Origin of the sequence: Klebsiella quasipneumoniae subsp. quasipneumoniae (assembly GCF_020525925.1) — a bacterium.
Classification (GTDB): domain Bacteria; phylum Pseudomonadota; class Gammaproteobacteria; order Enterobacterales; family Enterobacteriaceae; genus Klebsiella; species Klebsiella quasipneumoniae.
Window position 1 is genome coordinate 189,120 of the sequence record NZ_CP084876.1, and the last position, 22,568, is coordinate 211,687.

General features: G+C 57.7%; 22 protein-coding genes. 10 read left to right on the forward strand and 12 right to left on the reverse strand.

The window, feature by feature from the left end:
• Positions 1–55: 55 nt before the first annotated feature.
• On the reverse strand, positions 56–1,051 hold the full coding sequence (gene xylF, locus LGM20_RS00920; protein WP_023291333.1) for a D-xylose ABC transporter substrate-binding protein: 996 nt from the start codon (positions 1,049–1,051) through the stop codon (positions 56–58).
• A 496-nt stretch (positions 1,052–1,547) separates the two neighbouring features.
• On the opposite strand from xylF, the gene xylA reads away from it, so the two are divergent.
• The 4 genes from xylA (at position 1,548) to yiaA (ending at position 5,434) form a co-directional block, all read left to right on the forward strand.
• The gene (gene xylA / locus LGM20_RS00925) at positions 1,548–2,870 is read left to right on the forward strand and encodes a xylose isomerase (protein WP_023291332.1); all 1,323 of its coding nucleotides are present in this window, start codon (positions 1,548–1,550) and stop codon (positions 2,868–2,870) included.
• A gap of 92 nt (positions 2,871–2,962) precedes the next feature.
• Positions 2,963–4,417, forward strand: coding sequence for a xylulokinase (gene xylB, locus LGM20_RS00930; RefSeq protein WP_044525028.1), 1,455 nt, complete (start codon positions 2,963–2,965; stop codon positions 4,415–4,417).
• 168 nt (positions 4,418–4,585) lie between these two features.
• A complete protein-coding gene (yiaB, locus tag LGM20_RS00935; protein WP_032454341.1) occupies positions 4,586–4,957 on the forward strand; it encodes an inner membrane protein YiaB in 372 nt (123 codons plus the stop codon).
• Between the two features lie 33 nt (positions 4,958–4,990).
• Complete coding sequence (yiaA, locus tag LGM20_RS00940) at positions 4,991–5,434, forward strand: inner membrane protein YiaA (protein WP_044525027.1); 444 nt, start codon at positions 4,991–4,993, stop codon at positions 5,432–5,434.
• Between the two features lie 27 nt (positions 5,435–5,461).
• Here the strand turns inward: yiaA and LGM20_RS00945 are convergent, their stop codons facing one another.
• On the reverse strand, positions 5,462–6,457 hold the full coding sequence (locus LGM20_RS00945; protein ID WP_023291328.1) for an acyltransferase: 996 nt from the start codon (positions 6,455–6,457) through the stop codon (positions 5,462–5,464).
• A 179-nt stretch (positions 6,458–6,636) separates the two neighbouring features.
• Here LGM20_RS00945 and LGM20_RS00950 point away from each other — a divergent pair, with 179 nt between their 5' ends.
• The 3 genes from LGM20_RS00950 (at position 6,637) to glyS (ending at position 10,054) form a co-directional block, all read left to right on the forward strand.
• Positions 6,637–6,936, forward strand: a complete 300-nt coding sequence (locus LGM20_RS00950) for a YsaB family lipoprotein (protein ID WP_072096573.1) — start codon at positions 6,637–6,639, stop codon at positions 6,934–6,936.
• Between the two features lie 127 nt (positions 6,937–7,063).
• Complete coding sequence (glyQ, locus tag LGM20_RS00955) at positions 7,064–7,975, forward strand: glycine--tRNA ligase subunit alpha (protein WP_023291326.1); 912 nt, start codon at positions 7,064–7,066, stop codon at positions 7,973–7,975.
• 9 nt (positions 7,976–7,984) lie between these two features.
• Positions 7,985–10,054 carry a glycine--tRNA ligase subunit beta gene (gene glyS / locus LGM20_RS00960; RefSeq protein ID WP_023291325.1) on the forward strand — a complete coding sequence of 690 codons (2,070 nt, stop codon included), beginning with the start codon at positions 7,985–7,987 and terminating at the stop codon, positions 10,052–10,054.
• A gap of 308 nt (positions 10,055–10,362) precedes the next feature.
• Here the strand turns inward: glyS and LGM20_RS00965 are convergent, their stop codons facing one another.
• A complete protein-coding gene (locus tag LGM20_RS00965; RefSeq protein ID WP_017145254.1) occupies positions 10,363–11,409 on the reverse strand; it encodes an IS481-like element ISKpn28 family transposase in 1,047 nt (348 codons plus the stop codon).
• A 73-nt stretch (positions 11,410–11,482) separates the two neighbouring features.
• Here LGM20_RS00965 and hokA point away from each other — a divergent pair, with 73 nt between their 5' ends.
• On the forward strand, positions 11,483–11,635 hold the full coding sequence (gene hokA / locus LGM20_RS00970; RefSeq protein ID WP_032454338.1) for a type I toxin-antitoxin system toxin HokA: 153 nt from the start codon (positions 11,483–11,485) through the stop codon (positions 11,633–11,635).
• 301 nt (positions 11,636–11,936) lie between these two features.
• On the forward strand, positions 11,937–13,556 hold the full coding sequence (locus tag LGM20_RS00975) for an ATP-binding cassette domain-containing protein (RefSeq protein WP_044525025.1): 1,620 nt from the start codon (positions 11,937–11,939) through the stop codon (positions 13,554–13,556).
• Positions 13,557–13,654: 98 nt separating this feature from the next.
• Here the strand turns inward: LGM20_RS00975 and cspE are convergent, their stop codons facing one another.
• From cspE to LGM20_RS00995, 4 genes are all read right to left on the reverse strand, one after another.
• The gene (gene cspE, locus LGM20_RS00980) at positions 13,655–13,867 is read right to left on the reverse strand and encodes a transcription antiterminator/RNA stability regulator CspE (protein ID WP_000014594.1); all 213 of its coding nucleotides are present in this window, start codon (positions 13,865–13,867) and stop codon (positions 13,655–13,657) included.
• A 252-nt stretch (positions 13,868–14,119) separates the two neighbouring features.
• Positions 14,120–14,410 carry an HTH-type transcriptional regulator gene (locus LGM20_RS00985; RefSeq protein WP_004205010.1) on the reverse strand — a complete coding sequence of 97 codons (291 nt, stop codon included), beginning with the start codon at positions 14,408–14,410 and terminating at the stop codon, positions 14,120–14,122.
• 244 nt (positions 14,411–14,654) lie between these two features.
• Positions 14,655–16,010: an MFS transporter gene (locus LGM20_RS00990; protein ID WP_044525024.1), complete on the reverse strand. Its 1,356-nt coding sequence runs from the start codon at positions 16,008–16,010 to the stop codon at positions 14,655–14,657.
• Positions 16,003–16,290 carry a hypothetical protein gene (locus LGM20_RS00995; protein ID WP_065812607.1) on the reverse strand — a complete coding sequence of 96 codons (288 nt, stop codon included), beginning with the start codon at positions 16,288–16,290 and terminating at the stop codon, positions 16,003–16,005. Before LGM20_RS00995 ends, LGM20_RS00990 begins: the two co-directional genes overlap by 8 nt.
• 160 nt (positions 16,291–16,450) lie before the next feature.
• On the opposite strand from LGM20_RS00995, the gene LGM20_RS01000 reads away from it, so the two are divergent.
• The gene (locus tag LGM20_RS01000; protein WP_002921929.1) at positions 16,451–17,161 is read left to right on the forward strand and encodes a DUF3053 domain-containing protein; all 711 of its coding nucleotides are present in this window, start codon (positions 16,451–16,453) and stop codon (positions 17,159–17,161) included.
• A 108-nt stretch (positions 17,162–17,269) separates the two neighbouring features.
• Here the strand turns inward: LGM20_RS01000 and ghrB are convergent, their stop codons facing one another.
• The 5 genes from ghrB to LGM20_RS01025 all read right to left on the reverse strand — a co-directional run bounded on the left by ghrB (position 17,270) and on the right by LGM20_RS01025 (position 22,467).
• Complete coding sequence (ghrB, locus tag LGM20_RS01005) at positions 17,270–18,241, reverse strand: glyoxylate/hydroxypyruvate reductase GhrB (protein ID WP_023291320.1); 972 nt, start codon at positions 18,239–18,241, stop codon at positions 17,270–17,272.
• Between the two features lie 24 nt (positions 18,242–18,265).
• Positions 18,266–19,546, reverse strand: a complete 1,281-nt coding sequence (locus LGM20_RS01010; RefSeq protein WP_004205006.1) for an MFS transporter — start codon at positions 19,544–19,546, stop codon at positions 18,266–18,268.
• Between the two features lie 104 nt (positions 19,547–19,650).
• On the reverse strand, positions 19,651–20,586 hold the full coding sequence (locus LGM20_RS01015; RefSeq protein ID WP_044525023.1) for a sugar kinase: 936 nt from the start codon (positions 20,584–20,586) through the stop codon (positions 19,651–19,653).
• 3 nt (positions 20,587–20,589) lie between these two features.
• Positions 20,590–21,339, reverse strand: a complete 750-nt coding sequence (locus tag LGM20_RS01020) for a sugar phosphate isomerase/epimerase family protein (RefSeq protein ID WP_044525022.1) — start codon at positions 21,337–21,339, stop codon at positions 20,590–20,592.
• Positions 21,340–21,450: 111 nt separating this feature from the next.
• On the reverse strand, positions 21,451–22,467 hold the full coding sequence (locus tag LGM20_RS01025) for a LacI family DNA-binding transcriptional regulator (RefSeq protein WP_023291318.1): 1,017 nt from the start codon (positions 22,465–22,467) through the stop codon (positions 21,451–21,453).
• Positions 22,468–22,568 lie beyond the last annotated feature (101 nt).

Here is a 22,568-nt window from a genome sequence, read left to right on the forward strand (position 1 = left end):
GCAAAAGTGATATCCGGCGGGATGAAAATGACGCCCCGTAGCGGGGCGTCAGCCATTACAGTTCACTCTTTTTATGGAAACCGTCTTTAATCACCGTGGCGTCGATATTCTCTTTATTCACTTCAATTGGCGTTAACAGGCGCGAAGGGACATCTTTTAAGCCGTTATTCAGCGTGGTGTCAGACTTCGGCTGCTTATCGTTGCCCAGCTCAACGGCGATTTCGGCGGCGTTGGTGGCCAGGGTGGTAATCGGTTTATAGACGGTCATCGTCTGGGTACCGGAAATAATGCGCTTCACGCCCGCCAGGTCAGCATCCTGACCGGAGATCGCCACTTTGCCTGCCAGCCCCTGGGCGGTTAAGGCCTGGATGGCGCCGCCGGCGGTTGCGTCATTGGAGGCCACCACGGCATCGATTTTGTTATTATTCGCCGTCAGCGCGTTTTCCATTATTTTCAGCGCGTTTTCCGGCAGCCAGCCGTCAACCCACTGATCGCCGACAATCTTAATTTTGCCCTCATCGACATACGGCTTGAGGATCTTCATCTGGCCGGCGCGGAACAGCTTGGCGTTATTATCCACCGGCGAGCCGCCCATCAGAAAATAATTACCCTGCGGCACTTTGTCGACCAGGCTTTGCGCCTGCATTTCGCCGACTTTTTCATTGTCGAAAGAAATATAGAAATCAATATCAGCATTATTAATCATGCGATCATAGGCCAGCACTTTAATACCTTCCTGCTTGGCCTCTTTAATAACGTTACTGAGCACCTGACCGTTATAAGGAATAATAACCAAGACATCGACGCCGCGGTTGATCATATTTTCAATTTGCGACATCTGCGTTTCTTCATTGCCATTGGCGGACTGGACAAAAACTTTGGCGCCTAAGGATTCCGCTTTATTGACGAAAATATCGCGGTCTTTCTGCCAGCGTTCCAGACGCAGATCGTCGATGGCCATGCCAATCTTCACTTCTTTCGCCATCCCCGCCATGCTGGCGAGCAGGAGGGAGCTGGCGCAAAGCGTAAGGCAAAGGTTCTTTATCTTCATAATAACGATACCTTTTTTGTAAGGGTAGGTAAGACGAACGGAAAAATAATGTTTGATACATGAGGTTGCGGATACGTTACAGATTCTTAACGCGGAAAGCAGGGCTGGCAATTACCGGTTCTTATTTTGCAGTTATGAAATTTCGTTTAATGCGCAAATTATGACGGCGATCGTATTTTATTCATGCACACTCTTATTATTGCACTGGACCTCTCTGACAGGACGGCAGAAGAACGCGCCGATATTATTTTTTGCGAGCTGGCGCACGTTTGTGGATTCTCTCAATGGCGGTGTGAAATAACGTAATTGAGGAAAATGAAAGCGAAATTCTATATTGGCTTAAACCCGTCATACTTCAAGTTGTAGGTGTGTTGGTGACATTCGTTGCTTCGCCCCCTGGTTATCGGGGACTCGCGCTCCTGCCGCCTTCCTGCAACTCGAATTATTTAGGGTACCTGATTGGTTATTCGCCGCATCTCTGAATATGGAGTTCTCTATGCAGACCTATTTCGATCAACTCGATCGCGTTCGTTACGAAGGCCCGAAATCCGCTAACCCGCTGGCTTTCCGTCATTACAACCCGGATGAACTGGTGCTGGGCAAACGGATGGAAGATCATCTGCGTTTTGCGGCCTGTTACTGGCACACCTTCTGCTGGAATGGCGCCGATATGTTTGGCGTGGGCTCCTTCGACCGCCCATGGCAGCAGCCTGGCGACGCCCTGGAGATGGCCAAACGCAAAGCCGATGTGGCGTTCGAATTTTTCCATAAACTCAACGTGCCTTACTACTGCTTCCACGACGTTGACGTCTCGCCGGAAGGGAGTTCGCTCAAGGAGTACAGCAATAACTTCGCCCGGATGGTCGAGGTGCTGGCGGAGAAGCAGCAGCAGAGCGGCGTCAAGCTCCTGTGGGGGACCGCAAACTGCTTCACCAACCCGCGCTACGGCGCCGGCGCGGCCACCAACCCGGACCCGGAAGTGTTTAGCTGGGCGGCCACCCAGGTGGTTACCGCCATGAATGCCACCCATCAGCTGGGCGGCGAAAACTATGTCCTGTGGGGCGGTCGCGAGGGCTATGAAACCCTGCTGAATACCGACCTGCGCCAGGAGCGTGAACAGATAGGGCGCTTTATGCAGCTGGTGGTGGAGCATAAGCATAAAATCGGCTTTAAAGGCACGCTGCTGATCGAGCCCAAACCGCAGGAGCCTACCAAGCATCAGTATGATTATGACGCCTCTACCGTGTACGGCTTCCTCAAGCAGTTTGGTCTGGAAAAAGAGATTAAACTGAACATTGAAGCCAACCATGCGACCCTTGCCGGCCACTCGTTCCATCATGAGATCGCGACGGCCATCGCGCTGGGGCTGTTCGGTTCCGTCGACGCCAACCGCGGCGATCCGCAGCTGGGCTGGGATACCGACCAGTTCCCGAACAGCGTCGAAGAGAACGCGCTGGTGATGTATGAAATTCTCAAAGCGGGCGGCTTCACCACCGGCGGCCTCAATTTTGATGCGAAAGTGCGCCGTCAGAGCACCGACAAATACGATCTGTTCTACGGCCATATCGGCGCGATGGATACCATGGCGCTGTCGCTGAAGGTCGCGGCGCGGATGATCGAAGACGGTGAGCTGGATAAACGCGTGGCCAAACGCTACGCCGGCTGGAACGGCGAGCTGGGGCAGCAGATCCTTAACGGGCAGATGACCCTCAGCGACATTGCCCAGTACGCCGCTCAGCATCAGCTGGCGCCGCAGCATCGCAGCGGTCAGCAGGAACAACTGGAAAACCTGGTCAACCATTATCTGTTTGACAAGTAATCATGCGGCGGCGCCCGGCGTGACCGGGACCGCCACCAGGATGCTCTGTTCGCGCCACGCTCAGCCGTGGCGCGCGTTTAAGGAGAGGTAGTATGTATATCGGCATCGATCTGGGGACATCGGGCGTCAAAGCCATTCTGCTCAATGAGCAGGGTGATGTGGTGGCATCGCATACCGAAAAACTCACCGTCTCGCGTCCGCATCCGCTGTGGTCGGAACAAGATCCCGAGCAGTGGTGGCAGGCTACGGACACGGCGATGAAAGCCCTGGGCGCGCAGCATAGTCTGCGCGACGTGAAGGCGCTGGGGATCGCCGGGCAGATGCACGGCGCCACCCTGCTGGATAAATCGCTACAGGTGCTGCGTCCTGCCATTTTATGGAATGACGGCCGCTGCGGCGAAGAGTGCCAGCTGCTGGAGGAAAAAGTCAGCGCTTCCCGGCAGATCACCGGCAACCTGATGATGCCGGGCTTTACGGCGCCGAAGCTCTTGTGGGTGCAGCGCCACGAGGCGGCGGTGTTCAGCCAGGTCGATAAAGTGCTGTTGCCGAAGGATTATCTGCGTCTGCGGATGACCGGCGAGCTTGCCAGCGATATGTCTGACGCCGCCGGTACCCTGTGGATGGATGTCGCCCGACGCGACTGGAGCGATGAGATGCTCGCCGCCTGCGATCTCAGCCGGGACGCGATGCCGGCGCTGTTTGAAGGCAGCGACGTCACCGGGCAGCTGCGTCCGGAGGTGGCGCAGGCGTGGAATATGCCACAGGCGCTGGTGGTGGGGGGCGGCGGCGACAACGCCGCCGGCGCGGTCGGGGTCGGCATGGCCGATGCCGGTCAGGCGATGCTGTCGCTGGGCACTTCAGGTGTGTATTTCGCGGTCAGCGAAGGGTTCCTCAGCAAGCCTGAAAGCGCAGTGCATAGCTTTTGCCATGCGCTGCCGGGCCGCTGGCATCTGATGTCGGTGATGCTCAGCGCGGCCTCCTGTCTGGACTGGGCGGCGAAATTAACCGGTCTCGCCAGCGTGCCGGCGCTGATTGCGGCGGCGCAGTCAGCCGACGAGAGCGCCGGTCCGGTGTGGTTCCTGCCCTATCTGTCGGGCGAACGCACGCCGCACAACAACCCGCAGGCCAAGGGCGTCTTCTTCGGCCTGACGCATCAGCATGGGCCGGCAGAGCTGGCGCGGGCGGTGCTGGAGGGGGTGGGCTATGCGCTGGCGGACGGCATGGACGTGGTTCACGCCTGCGGCATCAAGCCGCAGAGCATCACCCTTATCGGCGGCGGGGCGCGTAGCGCTTACTGGCGACAAATGCTGGCGGATATCAGCGGTCAGCAGCTCGATTACCGTACCGGGGGCGACGTCGGCCCGGCGCTGGGGGCGGCCAGGCTGGCGCAGCTGGCGGTGCACGGCGAAGCCGACCGCGCCGGACTGTTGTCGCCGCTGCCGCTTGAGCAAGCGCATCGCCCGGACGATCGCCGAGTGGCCCACTATGCGCCACAGCGGGAAACCTTCCGCCAGATTTATCAGCAGCTGAAACCGCTGATGTCATAGCCTCAGTCCGTCCGGCAACGCCGGGCGGATTACTTCCCTGAATGTCCCGGCTACATCCATCCAAAAAAGCGTATTTGTTTATTCCGAAATCTCCGTTTGGCCGTGCGTAACCTGAGGCATCGCCGGGGGAGTCGGTCATAATCAGCCCCTGTCGACCAGGGAGGTGAGATGAACACAAAACGCAATATTGCCAGGGTGATGATGGCAGCAGGATCGCTGGTTTATCTGCTCGGTATCTGGCGAACCTGCCCGTTGTTTAGCGGTAAAGGTTATTTTCTCGGCGTACTGGTGATGGGGATGTTTGCCGTCCTCGCCCATCAGCGCGCCAGACGGTGGCAGGAACAGGACGACGGTTTTATTGCCTTATGCCGGTTGGTGCTGCTGCTATCGGTCGGCCTGCTGCTGGTGGGCGCCTGGTATGTGCCGGCAGGCTGGCATGAAAAAGCCGTCTATATCGCGGCATGGTTTGTCTGCTTATATGGCGCATCGGCAACCCCCGAACGGATCCGCGTCGCCTGCGCGATGCAAAAAACGGAATAAGCGCCATCCGTGGGCGCGTAAGAGGTAAAAGTAATGGAAAACAAGCACGCGACGTATTCTCCGGCCTTTCATTTAATCTCCTGGATTGCCCTGATCGGCGGCATCGCCACCTATCTGGTCGGCCTGTGGAATGCGGATATGCAGTTGAATGAAAAAGGCTATTATTTTGCTGTCCTGGTGCTGGGGCTGTTTGCCGCAGCGTCTTATCAGAAGACGGTGCGCGATAAATATGAAGCCATTCCGACCACCGCGCTGTACTACACCACCTGTCTGGTGGCCTTCGTCATCGCCGTTGGCCTGCTGGTTATCGGGTTGTGGAATGCCAGTCTGCTGCTCAGCGAGAAAGGGTTCTATGGACTGGCGTACTTTTTGAGCCTGTTTGGCGCCGTTGCGGTGCAGAAAAACGTGCGTGATGCCTGGGACCCGACCCGTGTAAGAGAGCCTCTCAGCGTGCAGGAAGAGGGGCCTGAACTGTGAGTCGGGCCCGCTCTCGGCGGCAGGTCGTTAACTGACCAGCCGCCGGCTATCAACCCGCTGCACCAGGCCGGACAGCAGCAGGCTGCCGAGCAGGGCGGCGCTGAAAATCCACACAATATCCAGCAGCGGCCAGCGGCTCAGTTCCAGATGGCTGGCGCGCAGCGCATGCACAATCAGGGCATGGAAGCCGTAAATTCCCAGAGAATGACGTGCAATACATTCGATACCGGGCAGGGGACGCGCGTTCAGCCAGTTTTTGGCGAGCGTCAGCAGGGCGACCGCGCAAACGAACACCGCCGGCCCGCAGTAGAGATACCAGGTGTCGCCGAAGTCCCCGCGCCAGCGTAGCTCATGCAGCGTGCCGCGGGAGATGACCCACACGGCGGCGAGGAACAGCGCGGCGCAGAGCGGGGTCAGCCATTTTTTATCGGTATCCAGGGTGCCAATAGCCCTGCCCAGCACGCCGTAGAGCACGTAATAAAAGGTGTCGCCATTGATATAGAGGTTGACCGGCAGCCACTCAATCCCGGCGGCTTTGACGCCAACCATGTTGGGGTTGGCCAGAATGCCGAGGATCGCCATCAGCGCCAGCAGCATTTTGCCGTTGACGGATTTAACCTGAATAAGCGGCGAGAGCAGATAGATAACGGCGATAGCAAAGAAAAACCACAGGTGGTAGAAGACGGGCTTCTGCAGCAAATTCTTTAACGACAGCTCGACGTTGATATGGGTAAACAGCGCGATATATAGCAGAGACAGCGCGCTATAGAACGCAATGCACAGGCCAATCCGCCAGAAATGGCGCGGCTGAGCGCTGCGTTCCCCAAAAAACAGATACCCCGAGATCATAAAAAACAGCGGCACGCTGACGCGGGAGGCGGAATTGAGCAGATTGGCGATATCCCATTGCAGCAGGGTAATCGTATGCGGATGAGTGATATACCAGCTGGTACTGTGGATCATCACCACCATCATGCAGGCAATGCCGCGCAGGTTGGTGATCCAGTGTATCTTTTCTTGCATCAGTCCCTCAAAGTCTACTGGCGATATAAGGTCTGACCCGCCTTATGCCCCGGTGTCGCACGAGATTAGTCTGAGTTTTTGATCACAGACTTGTCGCTGTTTCATGATATTCGCAAAATACCTGTAATACTGGATCTTTGCGATAACAACTTGCTGACAAGGCGGTGGAGGAGAACGTGGTGAAAGGTGTCGTTTCCATAATGCTGGCGCTGCTCCTTGCGGGCTGCAGCGAGACCGTTTCCCCGCCGGCGCAAAAGGCGCAGCGCGCGCATATTACACCGCAAACTACGCTCAATATGGCGCAGCTTTGCAAGGATCAGGCCGCTATCCGCTATAACACGCAAACGCAGTTAGTTGACGTGAACCATCTTGAACAATTCCAGGCGAGCTATGAGCTGTCGGGTCGTACCGGCAAGAATGAACGTTTCATCTGTTCCTTTGACCCCGACGGCCAGTTTATGCATCTTTCGATGCGCTGAATCGACCCCGCCTGGCGTAAATTTCGTCCGTTTTCCTGAAACTACGCCGTTTCGTACTGTATATCTCGCAGCCAGCGGGTATACTGACTCCTTCCTTTAAATCCACACGTATCCAGCACGAAATCATATGCAAAAGTTTGATACCAGGACCTTCCAGGGCCTGATCCTGACCTTACAGGATTACTGGGCTCGTCAGGGCTGCACCATTGTTCAACCACTGGACATGGAAGTCGGCGCCGGCACCTCTCACCCGATGACCTGCCTGCGCGCGTTAGGGCCGGAGCCGATGGCGACCGCCTACGTACAGCCTTCCCGTCGTCCAACCGATGGCCGCTATGGCGAAAACCCGAACCGTTTACAGCATTACTATCAGTTCCAGGTGGTGATTAAGCCTTCTCCGGACAACATCCAGGAGCTGTACCTCGGGTCGCTGAAAGAGCTGGGTATGGACCCGACCATTCACGACATTCGCTTCGTCGAAGACAACTGGGAAAACCCGACGCTGGGGGCCTGGGGTCTGGGTTGGGAAGTGTGGCTCAACGGCATGGAAGTGACGCAGTTCACCTACTTCCAGCAGGTGGGCGGCCTGGAGTGTAAGCCGGTGACCGGCGAGATCACCTACGGCCTGGAGCGTCTGGCGATGTACATCCAGGGCGTCGACAGCGTCTACGACCTGGTCTGGAGCGATGGCCCGCTGGGTAAAACCACTTACGGCGACGTGTTCCACCAGAACGAAGTGGAGCAGTCCACCTATAACTTCGAATACGCCGACGTCGATTTCCTCTTCTCCTGCTTCGAGCAGTATGAGAAAGAGGCCCAGCATCTGCTGGCGCTGGAGACCCCGCTGCCGCTGCCGGCCTACGAGCGCATTCTGAAAGCGGCTCACAGCTTCAACCTGCTGGATGCGCGTAAAGCCATCTCCGTCACCGAGCGTCAGCGCTATATCCTGCGCATTCGCACCCTGACGAAAGCAGTGGCGGAAGCGTACTACGCTTCCCGTGAAGCGCTCGGCTTCCCGATGTGCAACAAGAATAAATAAGAGGCGGCCATGTCTGAGAATACTTTTCTGGTGGAAATCGGCACTGAAGAGCTGCCACCAAAAGCGCTGCGCAGCCTGGCGGAATCTTTTGCTGCGAACGTGACCGCGGAGCTGGATAACGCCGGCCTCGCGCACGGTAAAGTGGAATGGTTTGCCGCCCCGCGTCGTCTGGCGCTGAAGGTGGCCAACCTGGCGGCGGCGCAAGCCGATCGCGAAGTGGAAAAACGCGGCCCGGCCGTTGCCCAGGCGTTCGATGCCGAAGGCAAGCCAAGCAAAGCGGCCGAAGGCTGGGCGCGCGGCTGCGGTATTACCGTCGATCAGGCCGAACGTCTGACTACGGACAAAGGCGAGTGGCTGCTGTATCGCGCCCATGTGAAGGGCGAAAGCACCGAAGCGCTGCTGCCGAACATGATTGCCAGCTCGCTGGCGAAGCTGCCGATCCCGAAACTGATGCGCTGGGGCGCGTCTGACGTCCACTTCGTGCGCCCGGTTCACACCGTCACGCTGCTGCTGGGCGACAAGGTAATCCCGGCTACTATCCTCGGTATCCCGTCCGATCGCGTGATCCGCGGCCATCGCTTTATGGGCGAGCCGGAATTCACCATCGACCATGCCGACCAGTACCCGCAGATCCTGCTTGAGCGCGGTAAAGTCATCGCCGATTACGAACAGCGTAAAGCCAAAATCAAAGCCGATGCGGAAGAGGCGGCGCGTAAGATTGGCGGTCAAGCCGATCTGAGCGAAAGCCTGCTGGAAGAAGTCACCTCGCTGGTGGAATGGCCGGTGGTGCTGACGGCGAAGTTCGAAGAAAAATTCCTCGCGGTGCCGTCTGAAGCGCTGGTTTACACCATGAAGGGCGACCAGAAGTACTTCCCGGTTTACGACAACGCCGGTAAGCTGCTGCCGAACTTTATCTTCGTCGCCAACATCGAGTCGAAAGATCCGCAGCAGATCATCTCCGGTAACGAGAAGGTGGTCCGTCCGCGTCTGGCCGACGCCGAGTTCTTCTTCAACACCGACCGTAAAAAACGTCTGGAAGACAACCTGCCGCGTCTGGAAACCGTGCTGTTCCAGCAGCAGCTGGGTACGCTGCGCGACAAGACCGATCGCATTCAGGCGCTGGCGGGCTGGATTGCCGAGCAGATTGGCGCTGACGTGAACCACGCGACCCGCGCGGGCCTGCTGTCCAAGTGCGACCTGATGACCAACATGGTCTTCGAGTTCACCGACACCCAGGGCGTGATGGGGATGCACTACGCGCGCCACGATGGCGAAGCGGAAGATGTGGCCGTGGCGCTGAACGAACAGTATCAGCCGCGCTTTGCCGGCGACGCGCTGCCGTCTAACCCGGTGGCCTGCGCGGTGGCGATTGCCGATAAGATGGACACCCTCGCGGGTATCTTCGGTATCGGCCAGCACCCGAAAGGCGATAAAGACCCGTTTGCGCTGCGCCGCGCCGCGCTGGGCGTCCTGCGTATCATCGTCGAGAAGAACCTGAACCTCGATCTGCAAACGCTGACCGAAGAAGCGGTGCGTCTGTACGGTGAGAAGCTGACCAACGCCAACGTGGTTGATGACGTGATCGACTTTATGCTGGGCCGCTTCCGCGCCTGGTATCAGGACGAAGGCTACGGCGTCGACACTATCCAGGCGGTACTGGCGCGTCGTCCAACCCGCCCGGCGGATTTCGATGCACGCATGAAAGCCGTATCGCACTTCCGTACCCTGGAAGAGTCCTCTGCGCTGGCGGCGGCGAACAAACGTGTCTCCAACATCCTCGCGAAATCCGACGAGACGCTGAACGACATCGTTCACGCTTCCGTGCTGAAAGAAGCGGCGGAAATTAAGCTGGCGGGCAATCTGGTGGTGCTGCGCGACAAGCTGCAGCCGTACTTCGCCGCAGGCCGCTATCAGGATGCGCTGATTGAGCTGGCCGCTCTGCGCGAGCCGGTGGATGAGTTCTTCGAAAACGTGATGGTCAACGCCGAAGACAAAGATGTCCGCATCAACCGTCTGACGCTGCTGTCCAAACTGCGTGAACTGTTCCTGCAGGTGGCGGATATTTCTCTGCTGCAGTAAGCGTAGCGGTAATAATAAAAAACCTGCCTCAGGGCAGGTTTTTTTATACCTGAAATATAAGTAGTCGAACCGATAATAATTCAGTTATTGATATTTTAATTATTTACATTGATCAATAAAAAATATTTTAAGAATATATAAACATAATTCCGAAAGTTATTTACGCTAGAATGGCGGCGGGTGCTTGAGACTGTGTGTCTCAGGTGTTCAGCGGGAGACAGATAGAGAAAAGCCCCACCTGATAGTCATCAAAGTGAGGCTCTCCTAATGCATGAACACCATAAGCGTAGCCTCTTACTTGTTGAAAATCAACACGGTGTATGGGTCCACCACATATTGCAATTTTTACTCTCACGTAAAATATAGTCCACTGGCGTCATCAGTTCGAGTGATTTATGTGGCCTTTTGCTGTTATACAGCACCAGATATTCAGCCATTCTTTGATTAAACAAATTCAGGTCCTCAAAAAGCAACAATTCATTGAATTCAATAAATTGTTCTCTAAGTGTCCGGTTAAATCGCTCACAGGTCGCATTCATTTTCGGTGTGTACGGATAGGTCCAGATGTGTTTAATCGAGGCTTCCTGTAGCGTTTTATCAAAGTTACCGAGGAACTCCTTACCGTTGTCAGTGACAACTTGTCTGATAGCGACAGGAAAGAGCTTTGTGGCCTTGCTGAAGAAATGGCTGGTAATATCGCTGTTGAGTGAAGGGACCGCCAGGGCCAGCGCATAGTCGCTGTGCTCGTCGATCATGGTAATGATATAGCGGCGTAGGTCCCCCATCCTGAGTTCAATCGCGTCCATCCCTATGAGTTCGCCTGTTTTTACCGGGCGGTATTGTTTTGGTCTTCTGGGCTTCACTGAGCGTTTTTTTATCAACCGGGCTTTGCCCCTGGCGCTGAGGCGTACGGGGATCATCCGCATTTTATCGTGAGCACCAGCAATGATTCTTCCAATGGTTGACGTGCTGGGACAGGTAAAATGCCGCGCTTCACACCATGGTTTCAGCCTGACAAAAATCTGCTCTTTGCCGAGATTGGGTAACTCAGTTCTCAGACGCCTGATCTCCTTGAGTACATCAGGATGCCAGTGCCTTGAACGGCGAACCAGAGGGGCTTTGCTTCTTGGAATTAGTGCTTCTGGACCACCGGTGCGCAGTAACCGGCGCCACCAGTAGAGTGTTCGCGTTGATACGTCAAAAGCATCAGCTGCGGCACGGATCCCGTGCTTATCCCAGAAGTTCAGAGCCTTCATTCTTAACTTCGCAATCTCGGGCATAAGAGAGTGTTTCATCGCATAAGCAGTTGCTCGGTAATACCCAAAATAGCCGACACCGATATGCTGCATCAACATCTGGCAATCCCTCCTTTAGTGTTCTGAGGCAATTGCAATATCTGTGTGAACTTACACACACGGGAGGCGAGGAGTGTCGCGAAAGTATCTGTTGTTTGGCTTAATAGTGATTTGCTTCACTGTTTTATTATTGACCTGGATGGTTCGTGATTCGCTATGTGAATTACAGCTCAGGCAGGGAAATAGTGAGCTGGTGGCATTCTTAGCCTGTGATAGTAAACAGTAAGAGCATCTGGTGGGGATCTATCCCCACTATGCTTGCAGTGTCAGGCATTCTCAATGCACCCTTTCATTGTTCACCAAATAAATCATTTGCCTCCTGATATCAGGAGGCCTTTTTATTTTTAAACGATTGTTGAATTAAACGGGCTTGAAATTCATAGCGGAGTGTGGCTATCCTGTGCCCCGACGAATCCCTCGTCTCACTGGAGCGCGCCCTACAAATGAACAAACACGACTGATGAACTTCACGCCTTACCTCGCAGACGTTGCGGGTAGGGGAGTATTGATTTCATTCAGGAGTGCTTATGGCTCATTGCGCCCACATCCCCGCTTTTGTTTTACATCAGGTCACCTGTCAGTTTGCGACGGGGCAGACCCTGTTTGGTCCTCTCAGCGTCTCGCTGGAACCGTCCCTTTGCGGTCTGGTCGGCCGGAACGGCGTCGGTAAGTCGCGTCTGTTGCGCCTGCTGGCGGGCCTGGATTCTCCTGCCGGTGGCCATATCGAGCGCGCGGCTTCCATTGCCTGGGTGGCGCAGCAGCCGACGCTTACGCCGGAGACCACCCTCGCTACGCTGCTGGGCTATGCGCCGGTCTTTGACGCCTTGTACCGCCTTGAACAGGGTCATGGACTGGCCGACGATTTCGAGCTATTGGATGGCCACTGGGATCTCCCCGATCGGCTGAGTTTAGCTTTCCGTGATGCCGGTCTCCCGCCGTTCTCTGCCGATCGTCCCGCTTTTTCACTCAGCGGCGGCGAGCGGATGAAGGCCCTGCTGTGCGGCGCCTTCGTCTCGGGCGCCGATTATCTGCTGCTGGATGAGCCCACCAACCATCTGGACAGTGAGGGGCGAGAGTGGCTCTATCAGCAACTGGAAAACTGGCACGGCGGAGCTTTGATCGCCAGCCACGATCGTCAACTGCTGGCGCGGATGCCGAGGATCATCGAGCTGACGCCGACGGCGCTGCGCAGCTACGGCGGCAACTATGACGAATATCAGCGGCAGCGCGAGGCGGAGCAGCAGGCGGCGCGCGCGGCGCTGGACCATGCGACGACCGAGCGGCGACGCACCCGCGCGCGAATGCAAAAAGAGCATGATGCTGCCCAGCGGCGCTCGGCGCAGACACTGCGTACCGTTGATACCCTGAATATCGCCTCTTTCGAACGCGTGAAGTACAAAGGCGCGGCAAAAGAGCGTCCGGGAACGCTGCGCCGTCAGCATCGTGAACAGAACAGCAGTCTGAATGGCGCTGTGCAGCAGGCGCGAGAGCGGGTGGAAGAGGATACGCCGGTGATGTTCACCCTGCCAGGCAGCGAAGTGGCGGCGGGCAAGCAGGTGCTGGTCGTGGAAGCATTGCAACTCGCCCATTCCCCCGCTGCGCCGCTGGACTGGCGCGTGGATGGTCCGATGCGCGTCGCGCTGCGAGGGCCGAATGGCTGCGGCAAAACTACCTTGCTGAAAACGCTGCTGGGGCTGGAGCAGGCCGCCTCAGGCGATGTCCGGCTGTCGGTGAGCGCCGCTTATCTGGATCAACATCTGACGCAGCTGGATCTGTCGTTATCGGTGATAACGCATCTGAGCCTGGACGATACTCCGCTGGATGAGGGGCTGCTGCGGACCCGTCTGGCGCAGCTGCAGCTGGGCGCCGATAAGGTCAACCTGCCGCTGGCGGCGCTCAGCGGCGGCGAACGCCTGAAAGCGGCCCTGGCCTGCGTGCTCTGGCGACGCGATCCTGCCCAGCTGCTGTTGCTCGATGAGCCGACCAACCATCTCGATTTAGCGTCGACACAGGCCATTGAGTGTGCGCTGGCGACGTTTCCCGGCGCGTTGGTGGTGGTGTCGCATGACGAGGCGTTTCTGCAGGGGTTGAAACTCACCCACAGCCTGACGTGGGGGGAAACGGGCTGGCGCTTTGCCCGACTCTGAATGCCCGGCAGCCGCCATCGTATGCTGGCGGCGGCTGGCGACAGATAAAAAAAATCCCCGCCATCAGGCAGGGATTCTCGATTCTTAGCGGCTTGAACTTACAGAGAAGTTACGTTGCCAGCTGCCGGGCCTTTAGCGCCGCTTTCGATGGTGAAGGAGACTTTCTGACCTTCGTCCAGGGATTTGTAGCCATCGTTCTGGATAGCAGAGAAGTGTACGAACACGTCTTTAGAGCCATCGTCAGGAGTGATGAAGCCGAAGCCTTTGTCAGCGTTGAACCATTTTACGATACCAGTCATTTTACCGGACATAGTGAATTACCTTTAAAAAAATAAGTGAGCCTTGCGGCGTAGCGGTCTGGACTACAGATTTAAAGCGATAAAGGGAAAGTTCACTACGGGGGTATCTTTGGATAACCTTAGAAGGACTGCTCTATTCGACTGCTCTGTGGTCTGTACATCAAACCTGCGAGCATTAACGCACGTTCAGCACCTGATAGCAAACTTTTTTTTACGGCGCAGCGGCAAAAGCTCCCTTACTGGCCCTTGCCGCTGCGCGCTGGATTAATCGAGTAACTGTCTTGAAAGCTGCGGATTGGCCTGAATCAGGCGCATTAATTTCAGCTCTGTGGGGGACGGTCTTACCCGTCTCGACTCCCACTCTCTTACCATGGCGACGCTCACGCCCATGGCGTTGGCGAAGTCGTCAATCTTAAGTCCAGTGCCTTTACGCAGCTGTTCAAATTCACTAAACACAGTGGATTTACGGTTTGAGGTAAGTGTCTGATTATCGTCCTTAAAAACGATGTGTTCCAGGCTGCTCAGCAGTTCAAACACGGGATCTTTATATTCCATTGAGAACTCCTTTTATCACACAGCGGAAGAGATTTTTCTAAAGCTCTTTAAGAATAGTCAGAAAAAGGCGTAAAGGATGGTAACGTCCGTGATTATTTGCCAGCAGGTTATCGAATCGGCCCCGTCAGCCAAACGGCAACGGAGCCTAAGAGAATGATTACTAACGCGATGGCGTGGCTTCGAAAATTTTTGTAAACGGATAAGAAAAAAGCGGCAAAGCCGGCGCGGGCAGCCGGCTTATCGATCAGGCTTTCTGCAGACCTCTCGCGTCCTCTGTCGCCACGGGCGCTGATTTACTGACCCGGTATTTAATCAGCAGCGCGATGGCTGACAGGAACGCCGGGATGGCCAGCAGAGTGAAAATGGTCTCAAAAGAGAGCTGGGCCTGCATCAGGAAGGCGCCGCTGAACGCACCGAGGATCCCGCCGAAGCGGCCGATTCCCAGCATCCAGGCGACGCCGGTGGCGCGCCCTTGCGTCGGGTAGAAGCCTGCCGCCAGCGCCGGCATCGACGACTGCGCGCCGTTCATAATACTGCCGGCGATAAACACCATCACTCCCATCAGCGCCAGGCTGCTGGTGGAGAAGCCGACCAGACAGACGAAAACGCCGGTCAGCAGCCAGCCGACGGCTACCACCTTATTGGGGTTGATCTTGTCCATCAGGGCGCCGAGGATCAGCACGCCAATTCCGCCGCCGAGCGGGAACAGAGCGGTGATGATTGAGGCCTGACTCATTGATGCGCCGGTTTCACGGATCAGCAGCGGCAGCCAGCTGGTCAGGAGATAGAAGATCAGTAGACCCATGAAGTAGGTCAGGCACAGCATCACGGTACCCACTGCGTAGCGCGGGGAGAAAATGACGCCGATAGCCGACTTCTCTTTCACCTGGCCTGCTTCGCGCAGCTCAAATTCCACCGCCTCCGGCAGCGGCGCGATACGCCGCAGGATGGCGGCAATGCGCTGCGCCGGCTGACGCTTCACCACCAGATAGCGGGCGGACTCCGGCAGCAGGAAAATTAAAGCCACCGCCAGCAGGAGAGGCATCACGCCGCCCAGCACCAGCACGCTCTGCCAGCCATAGTGCGGGATCATCCAGGCGGATAAAAAGCCGCCCAGCGACGATCCCATCGGAAAGCCGACGAACATCAGGTTCACCAGCAGCGCCCGACGGCGCTCCGGCGCATATTCGCTCATTAACGTGGCGGCATTGGGCATCGCTGCGCCAAGGCCCAGGCCGGTCAGAAAGCGCAGCAGCGTCAGCTGGTTAAGGCTGGTGGCAAAGGCGGTGAGCAGGCTGAATCCGCCGAACACCACGATCGACATAATCAGCACTTTCTTGCGGCCGATACGATCAGCCAGCGGTCCCGCGGTTAACGCGCCGACGGCCAGGCCCACCAGCGCGGCGCTCATCACCGGGCCGAGGGCGGATTTTTCCACGCCCCACTCCTGGACCAGGTCGGAGGCGATGAATCCGATGATCGCGGTGTCGAACCCGTCCATCGCGACGGTGACGAAGCAGAGCGCGAGGATCATCCACTGGTAGCGGGTGAAGGGGTGCTCGTTGATAAAGGCCTGAATGTCGATGGTTGTCTTAGTCATACGGCTTTCCTGGCAGACTGAGCGAGGGACAGAGGTTTGTTATTATCGTCGCCTTCGCGTCATTGAGTTTGATTTGTGCGATAATCGAACGCATCGCCGTTAATCGCTCATTCATCAAATCATTGAAGCGCTGACCAGGCAATCCGGGCGCGCGCCAAAGCGTGCGATTATCGTCCGCTTCCGGGCTAGGCGCCGGTTGATGGATTTTTTGTTTAAAGAATATCAATAAGTTACGTGATATGCGTCGGCCTGATTTAAAGCGCATATTTGTGATGCGCATAACAGACGCGCCAGGCGGCGATAGCGGCGTATGGAATGGCGTTTTTCCTGCGTAAGATTAGCAGTAAAGGGTATCCTGCGAGGCCGAGCTGGACTATCCTTGTCAGCGTCTGGCACGTGAGTGTCTTTGTGCGCTTTTTTTGGCTGAAAGGAGTAAAAAAATGGCGACAGGAAAGTCCTGCTCTCGCTGGTTTGCGGCTATGGCGGCCTTATTAATGGTGGTTAGCCTGAGTGGGTGTTTTGATAAAGAGGGCGATCAGCGCAAAGCGTTTATCGACTTCCTGCAGAATACGGCGATGCGTAGCGGTGAACGACTGCCGACGCTGACCGCCGATCAGAAAAAACAGTTTGGGCCGTTTGTCTCTGACTACGCGGTGATCTACGGCTACTCGCAGCAGGTGAGCCAGGCGATGGACGCAGGTCTGCGCCCGGTGGTGGATAGCGTCAATGCGATCCGCGTTCCGCAGGACTATATGACCCAGCGCGAGCCGCTGCGTCAGGCGAACGGCGCGCTGGGCGTGCTCAGCCAGCAGCTGCAGAATGCCAAAATGCAGGCTGATGCCGCGCATGGCGCTCTGAAGCAGGCTGACGATCTCAAGCCGGTCTTCGATCAGGTATACGCCAAGGTCGTCACCGCGCCAGCCGACGCGCTGCAGCCGCTGATCCCGGCCGCGCAGATCTTTACCCAGCAGCTGGTTCAGGTGGGGGATTTTGTCGCTCAGCAGGGGACCCAGGTGAGCTTTGTGGCCAACGGCATTCAGTTCCCGACCTCGCAGCAGGCCAGCCAGTATAATGCGCTGATTGGGCCGCTGGCGGCGCAGCATCAGGCGTTTAATCAGGCATGGACGGCGGCGGTGAACGCCACCCGCTAATGCCCCGTCTGGCTGACGTGAGCTGCGGCGAACGGGCTGGATGACGGACAGAATGCAAAAAGAACCCGGGGAGGGCGATGGCCGCCGCTACCCGGGTTTTTTTATGGCTTATTTTACCTGCGGATTGACGCAGTTTTTCTCGACCTTGCCGTTCAGGGCATCGATCAGGTTATCCACCGCGCAGGCCGCCATGTTGTAGCGCGTCTCATGGGTGGCGGAGCCGATATGCGGCAGCGCGACGACGTTCGGCAGGCTCAGCAGCGGCGAATCTTTAGCCAGCGGCTCGTGCTCGAAGACATCAAGGCCGGCAGCGTGAATCTCCCCCGCCTGCAGGGCGGCGATCAGCGCCTGCTCATCGACCACCGGGCCGCGCCCGGCGTTAATAAAGATGGCGGAAGACTTCATTTTGGCGAACTGCGCCTGACCGAACAGATGGTGGGTCTCTTCGCTCAGGGGCAGGATCAGGCAGACAAAATCGGCTTCCTGCAGCAGGGTATCGAGATCGCAATAGCGGGCGTTGAAGCGCTCTTCTGCCTGCGGATGCTGGCGGCGCGCGTTGTACAGGATCGGCATGCCGAACCCGAAGTGGGCGCGCTGCGCCAGCGCCATGCCGATGCGGCCCATGCCGACGATACCTAAGGTTTTATGGTGTACGTCGGTGCCGAACCAGTCTGGCCCAATGCTCTTCGTCCACTCGCCCGCTTTGACGCGCTCCGCCACTTCCACCACCCGGCGGGCGGTGCTCAGCACCAGCGCCATGATCGTGTCGGCGACGGTCTCGGTCAGCACGGTCGGGGTATGCATCAGCAGCACCCGGCGGGCGTTCAGCGCCTCGACGTCGAAGTTGTCATAGCCAACGGACACGGTGGAGGTCGCACGCAGCTTCGGCATCTTCTCCAGCAGCGCGGCGTCAACCTTTTCGCTGGAGCCCAGCAGGCCCTCAGCCTGGGCGAAGGCCTCAGCGTGCTGCGAAACGGTCTCCGGCCGCAGGTTTTTCACCTGAGTGACGGAAAAGTGCTCCTCCAGACGCTGTAGCAGGTCGTCGGGAAGCGTTTTATAGAGAATGACAGACGGCTTCATGCGAATCTCCGTAGTGTGAGTCGTTCAGGCGTGATGAGCGCCAAGTGGAAGGTTTTGATTATTAGCAGGCTTAACAATCAAAGTCAGCCATACTGAGGCGAAAAGCGCCACCCCCATAAAAATATAGGAAGCTGCGGGGCTGCCGGTGGCACCGTTCAGGTAGCCGACAAACCACGAGCCGCAGAAGGAGCCCAGGGCGCCCATGCTGTTTATCAGCGCCATCGCGCCGCCGGCGACGTTGCGTGGCAGCATTTCCGGAATAATGGCGAAGAAGGGGCCGTAAGGCGCATACATTGCCGCACCAGCCACCACCAGCAGGGTGTAAGAGACCCAGAAGTGGTTGGCGCCGACCGCCCAGGAGCCGATGAAGGCCAGTCCGCCAATCAGCAGCAGCGGCCAGACGAACAGCTTACGGTTCTGCATTTTATCGGAGGCCCAGGAGACCACGATCATGGCGATAGTCGCCGCCAGGTACGGAACCGAAGAGAGCCAGCCCACTTCCACCATCCCCATATTTTCGCCGCCGCTGCGGATAATCGACGGCAGCCACAGTACAAAACCGTACACGCCGATGCTCCAGGCAAAGTACTGAGCGCAGAGTAGGATCACGTTGCGGGAGCGGAAGGCCTCGCCATAGTTACGCACCGCTTTGATGCCCTGCTGTTCACGATCCAGTTGTTCCTGCAGCGCGGCTTTTTCACTCTCCGCCAGCCAGGATACCTGCGACGGTTTATCTTTCACCAGCACCCACCAGCAGAAGGCCCAGATCACCGCCGGCACCCCTTCGATGATGAACATTTCCCGCCAGCCGAAGGCCTGAATCAGGTAGCCGGAGACCACCGACATCCACAGGACCGTCACCGGGTTGCCGAGGATCAGGAAGGTATTGGCCCGCGAGCGCTCGGATTTGGTGAACCAGTTGCTGATATAGATCAGCATCGCCGGCATCACCGCCGCTTCGACGACGCCGAGGATAAAGCGAATGGCCGCCAGCGCCGGGATATTATGCACAATCCCGGTCAGGGAGGCGCAGCCGCCCCACAGGATCAGGCAGATAAAGATCAGTTTGCGAACGCTGCGGCGCTCCGCATAGATAGCGCCGGGGATCTGGAAGAAGAAGTAGCCGAGGAAGAACAGGGCCCCCAGCAGGGAGGAGATCCCCTTGGTGATGCCCAGGTCTTCGGTAATGCCTGCCGCGGAGGCGAAGCTGAAGTTGGCGCGGTCTAGGTACGCCAGGCTATACGTGATAAACACGATAGGCATGATGTACCACCAGCGTTTCGTTGCATTTGTTGAGCTATTCATAGGCTTGCCTCTATCAATGAGGTGACATACGTCCGTCGAAACGGACGCTGCTGTGCCGCGCTGCAGGTAGGGTACAGGACGGCTGTTATTGTTGCGTATAAATGTTATTCGCCCAGCGCGTCGCGGGTGGGCAGCCCCTCGCTGTCGCCCTGGACCTGAATGGCCAGCGAACCGATTTTATTGCCGCGGTTCACCGCCTGAAGCAGGGTTTTGCCTTCCAGCAGGGCGCTAATCACCCCGACGGCAAAGCCGTCGCCGGCGCCGACGGTATCGACGACGTTTTCGACTTTGATGGCATCAACCGTTCCCTGTTCGCCGCAGGCGCTCTTGAACCAGGCGCCGTCGCAGCCGGTTTTAATGACCACCGCCTTGACGCCGCGCGAGAGATAGAAATCGGCGATCCCCTCCGGGGTCTGCTGGCCGGTGAGGATGACGCCCTCTTTTAAGCCTGGCAAAACCCAGTCAGCCTGGAAGGCGAGACGGTTGAGTTTCTCCACCATCTCGGCTTCACTTTTCCACAGCACCGGCCGCAGATTGGGGTCGAAAGAGAGGGTTTTGCCCTCGGCTTTCATGACCTTCGCCGCATGCTCCAGCAGCGCATATGAGCTTTCAGAGAGCGCGGCGGCCACACCGCTCAGGTGCAGATGACGGGCGCTGGTGAAGTAGTCGGCGCGAAAATCGTCCGGCGACAGATGGCTGGCGGCAGAACCTTTGCGGAAATATTCCACAATGGGATCGGTTCCATTTTCGACTTTCGATTTCATCTGGAAACCGGTAGCGAAGCGGTTGTCGACGGCGACAGCGTGGCTATCGATCCCCTCTTTCGCCAGCGATTGCAGCACGAAGCGGCCAAAGCTGTCGTTGCCGACGCGGCTGACCCAGCCGACCTTCAGACCCAGGCGCGCCAGGCCGGTGGCGACGTTCAGCTCAGCGCCGGCGACACGTTTCATAAAATGCTCCACCTCGGCCAGATCGCCGGTTTCGGTGGCGACAAACATGGCCATAGCTTCGCCGATGGTGATGACATCTAAATTTTCCACGGCTTATTCCTCGCGTAACAGGTTGACGTAGCGGCGGGTCACGGCCGTCAGGTCATGGCCAGTCAGCGGAAACTCGATTCCACGCGGCGCGTCGGCGGGAAGATTATCGAGCAGGGCCAGCCAGCGGTCGGCGGCCTGATCCGGCGGCACAGCGCGGAATTTCTCCTGATGAGGCTCCGCCGCTTTTACATGAATATAGCTGACCGCCGGCGCAAGATGGCGGGCGGCCTCTTCCGGCGAATCGCCGACCCACAGCCAGTTGCCCATATCAAACGTTAAGGTGATCGGCAGCTGATGGACCCGACAGGCGGCTTTGAAGCGCTGCATCGGCGCCAGCTGGCCGCAGTCGGTCTGGTCATTCTCCACCACCAGCGCCATGCCGCTGTCGCTGAGGATATGGCGCAGTTCGTCGAGCTGCTGGTTGTGGCGGAAATGGCCAAGGGAGAGCTTCAGCCACAGGGCGTTAAGAGTCTGCGCTTCCGCGAGCAGCGTCGGGAGATGCGGGTTAAGCTCGCCGTTGTCGGCGAACAGCGCCTGGGGCGCGGAGTAGCAGGCCAGCAGGCCGTGGCGCTCAATGGTGGCGGCCAGCGTCGGCAGGGCGTTGAGCTCTTCGGCGCTGAACAGCTCGCGGCGGATTTCGACGCCGTCCGCGCCGGCGTCGGCGATAAACGGCAGGACGGCGGCCTGGCCGCCTAAGGATTTAACATGGTCATTACCATACGCAGCGGTAACGACAATAATTTTTCTGGCCATCGCGCTCTTACTCCCGGCGTTTGTTGCTTAATCTCCTTATTACGCTAGATGGTATCGGTTCCATAAGAAAGGGCGAGATGTTTAATTTATGATCGGCATCACGAAGGATCGTTAACGGGAAGTTGATCCGCGGACGATAAGCTCGCCGGAGAAGACCCGCTCGCAGATGGGGTCGTTACTGCCAGCAATGCGCCGAATCACCTGTTCCACCGCCGCGTAGCCGATCTGCCACGTCGGCTGTTTGAGGGTGGTGATGCCGACGCCAGCCAGCTCCGCCCACTCCAGTTCGTCGAAGCCCAGCAGGCCGATATCGCTGCCCCAGATCAGGCCGACGCGCTTCAGGGCGCGGGCCACCTGCAGCGTCAGTGCGCCGTTGGCGGAGATCACCGCTTTGCGCATCCCGCGGTGGCGGGCGTGGAACTGGCGCAGGACGTTGTCCATCATCGCGCCGTCGTTGAGCTGCACTTCGGCGTTTTCGGCCACCACGCCGTGGTGGCGGGTGAGCGTGGCGCGGAAGGCGCTCAGGCGCTCGCGGCGGGTATTGACCGACCCCAGCGGTTCGCTAAGAAACAGGATGGCCTCAAAGCCTTTCTCCACCAGGTGTTCGGTGGCGGTGGTGGCGGCCTGGGCGTTATCAAGCCCGACCACATCGCAGGCGAAATCGGGGATTTTACGGTCAATCAGCACCATCGGCAGGGCCGACTGCTGCAGGCGGTTCAGGCCATCCTCCCGCATGCCGACCGCGTTGACGACGATGCCTTCCACCTGGTAGCTGCGCAGCAGGTCGAGGTAGTGCAGCTCCTGATCCAGCTCGTTATTGGTGTTACACACCAGCAGGGTGAAGCCCTTTTCCCGGCAGGCCGCTTCAATGCCGCTCATGACGTTGACCGAATAGGGGTTGGTGATATCGGCGATGATCAGGCCGATGAGGCGGGTTCGGCCGTGCTTGAGGCCGCGGGCCATCAGGCTGGGGCGGTAGTCGAGTTCGGCAATGGCTTGTTCAATACGTGATAACAGATCGTCGGAAAGCAGATGCTTCTCGCCGTTAAGATACCGTGAAATGCTGGTTTTGCCGGTCTTTGCGGCTTTCGCCACATCGCTAATGGTTGCACGCGCCGCTTTCGCCATGGTGGCTTCCTTTGCTGAAAATCTGCCAACACCTTAGCGCGAAAAATAGCGATATCAAGCATTTTGCCCGGCAGAGGCGCGGCCGGGCAACATGAGGATGC

Coding starts and splice junctions, on each gene's coding strand:
- xylF (WP_023291333.1), bottom strand. CDS start 1,051: ATGAAGATAAAGAACCTTTGCCTTACGCTTTGCGCCAGCTCCCTCCTG.
- xylA (WP_023291332.1), top strand. CDS start 1,548: ATGCAGACCTATTTCGATCAACTCGATCGCGTTCGTTACGAAGGCCCG.
- xylB (WP_044525028.1), top strand. CDS start 2,963: ATGTATATCGGCATCGATCTGGGGACATCGGGCGTCAAAGCCATTCTG.
- yiaB (WP_032454341.1), top strand. CDS start 4,586: ATGAACACAAAACGCAATATTGCCAGGGTGATGATGGCAGCAGGATCG.
- yiaA (WP_044525027.1), top strand. CDS start 4,991: ATGGAAAACAAGCACGCGACGTATTCTCCGGCCTTTCATTTAATCTCC.
- LGM20_RS00945 (WP_023291328.1), bottom strand. CDS start 6,457: ATGCAAGAAAAGATACACTGGATCACCAACCTGCGCGGCATTGCCTGC.
- glyQ (WP_023291326.1), top strand. CDS start 7,064: ATGCAAAAGTTTGATACCAGGACCTTCCAGGGCCTGATCCTGACCTTA.
- glyS (WP_023291325.1), top strand. CDS start 7,985: ATGTCTGAGAATACTTTTCTGGTGGAAATCGGCACTGAAGAGCTGCCA.
- LGM20_RS00965 (WP_017145254.1), bottom strand. CDS start 11,409: ATGTTGATGCAGCATATCGGTGTCGGCTATTTTGGGTATTACCGAGCA.
- LGM20_RS00975 (WP_044525025.1), top strand. CDS start 11,937: ATGGCTCATTGCGCCCACATCCCCGCTTTTGTTTTACATCAGGTCACC.
- cspE (WP_000014594.1), bottom strand. CDS start 13,867: ATGTCCGGTAAAATGACTGGTATCGTAAAATGGTTCAACGCTGACAAA.
- LGM20_RS00985 (WP_004205010.1), bottom strand. CDS start 14,410: ATGGAATATAAAGATCCCGTGTTTGAACTGCTGAGCAGCCTGGAACAC.
- LGM20_RS00990 (WP_044525024.1), bottom strand. CDS start 16,010: ATGACTAAGACAACCATCGACATTCAGGCCTTTATCAACGAGCACCCC.
- LGM20_RS00995 (WP_065812607.1), bottom strand. CDS start 16,290: ATGCGCATCACAAATATGCGCTTTAAATCAGGCCGACGCATATCACGT.
- LGM20_RS01000 (WP_002921929.1), top strand. CDS start 16,451: ATGGCGACAGGAAAGTCCTGCTCTCGCTGGTTTGCGGCTATGGCGGCC.
- ghrB (WP_023291320.1), bottom strand. CDS start 18,241: ATGAAGCCGTCTGTCATTCTCTATAAAACGCTTCCCGACGACCTGCTA.
- LGM20_RS01010 (WP_004205006.1), bottom strand. CDS start 19,546: ATGAATAGCTCAACAAATGCAACGAAACGCTGGTGGTACATCATGCCT.
- LGM20_RS01020 (WP_044525022.1), bottom strand. CDS start 21,339: ATGGCCAGAAAAATTATTGTCGTTACCGCTGCGTATGGTAATGACCAT.
- LGM20_RS01025 (WP_023291318.1), bottom strand. CDS start 22,467: ATGGCGAAAGCGGCGCGTGCAACCATTAGCGATGTGGCGAAAGCCGCA.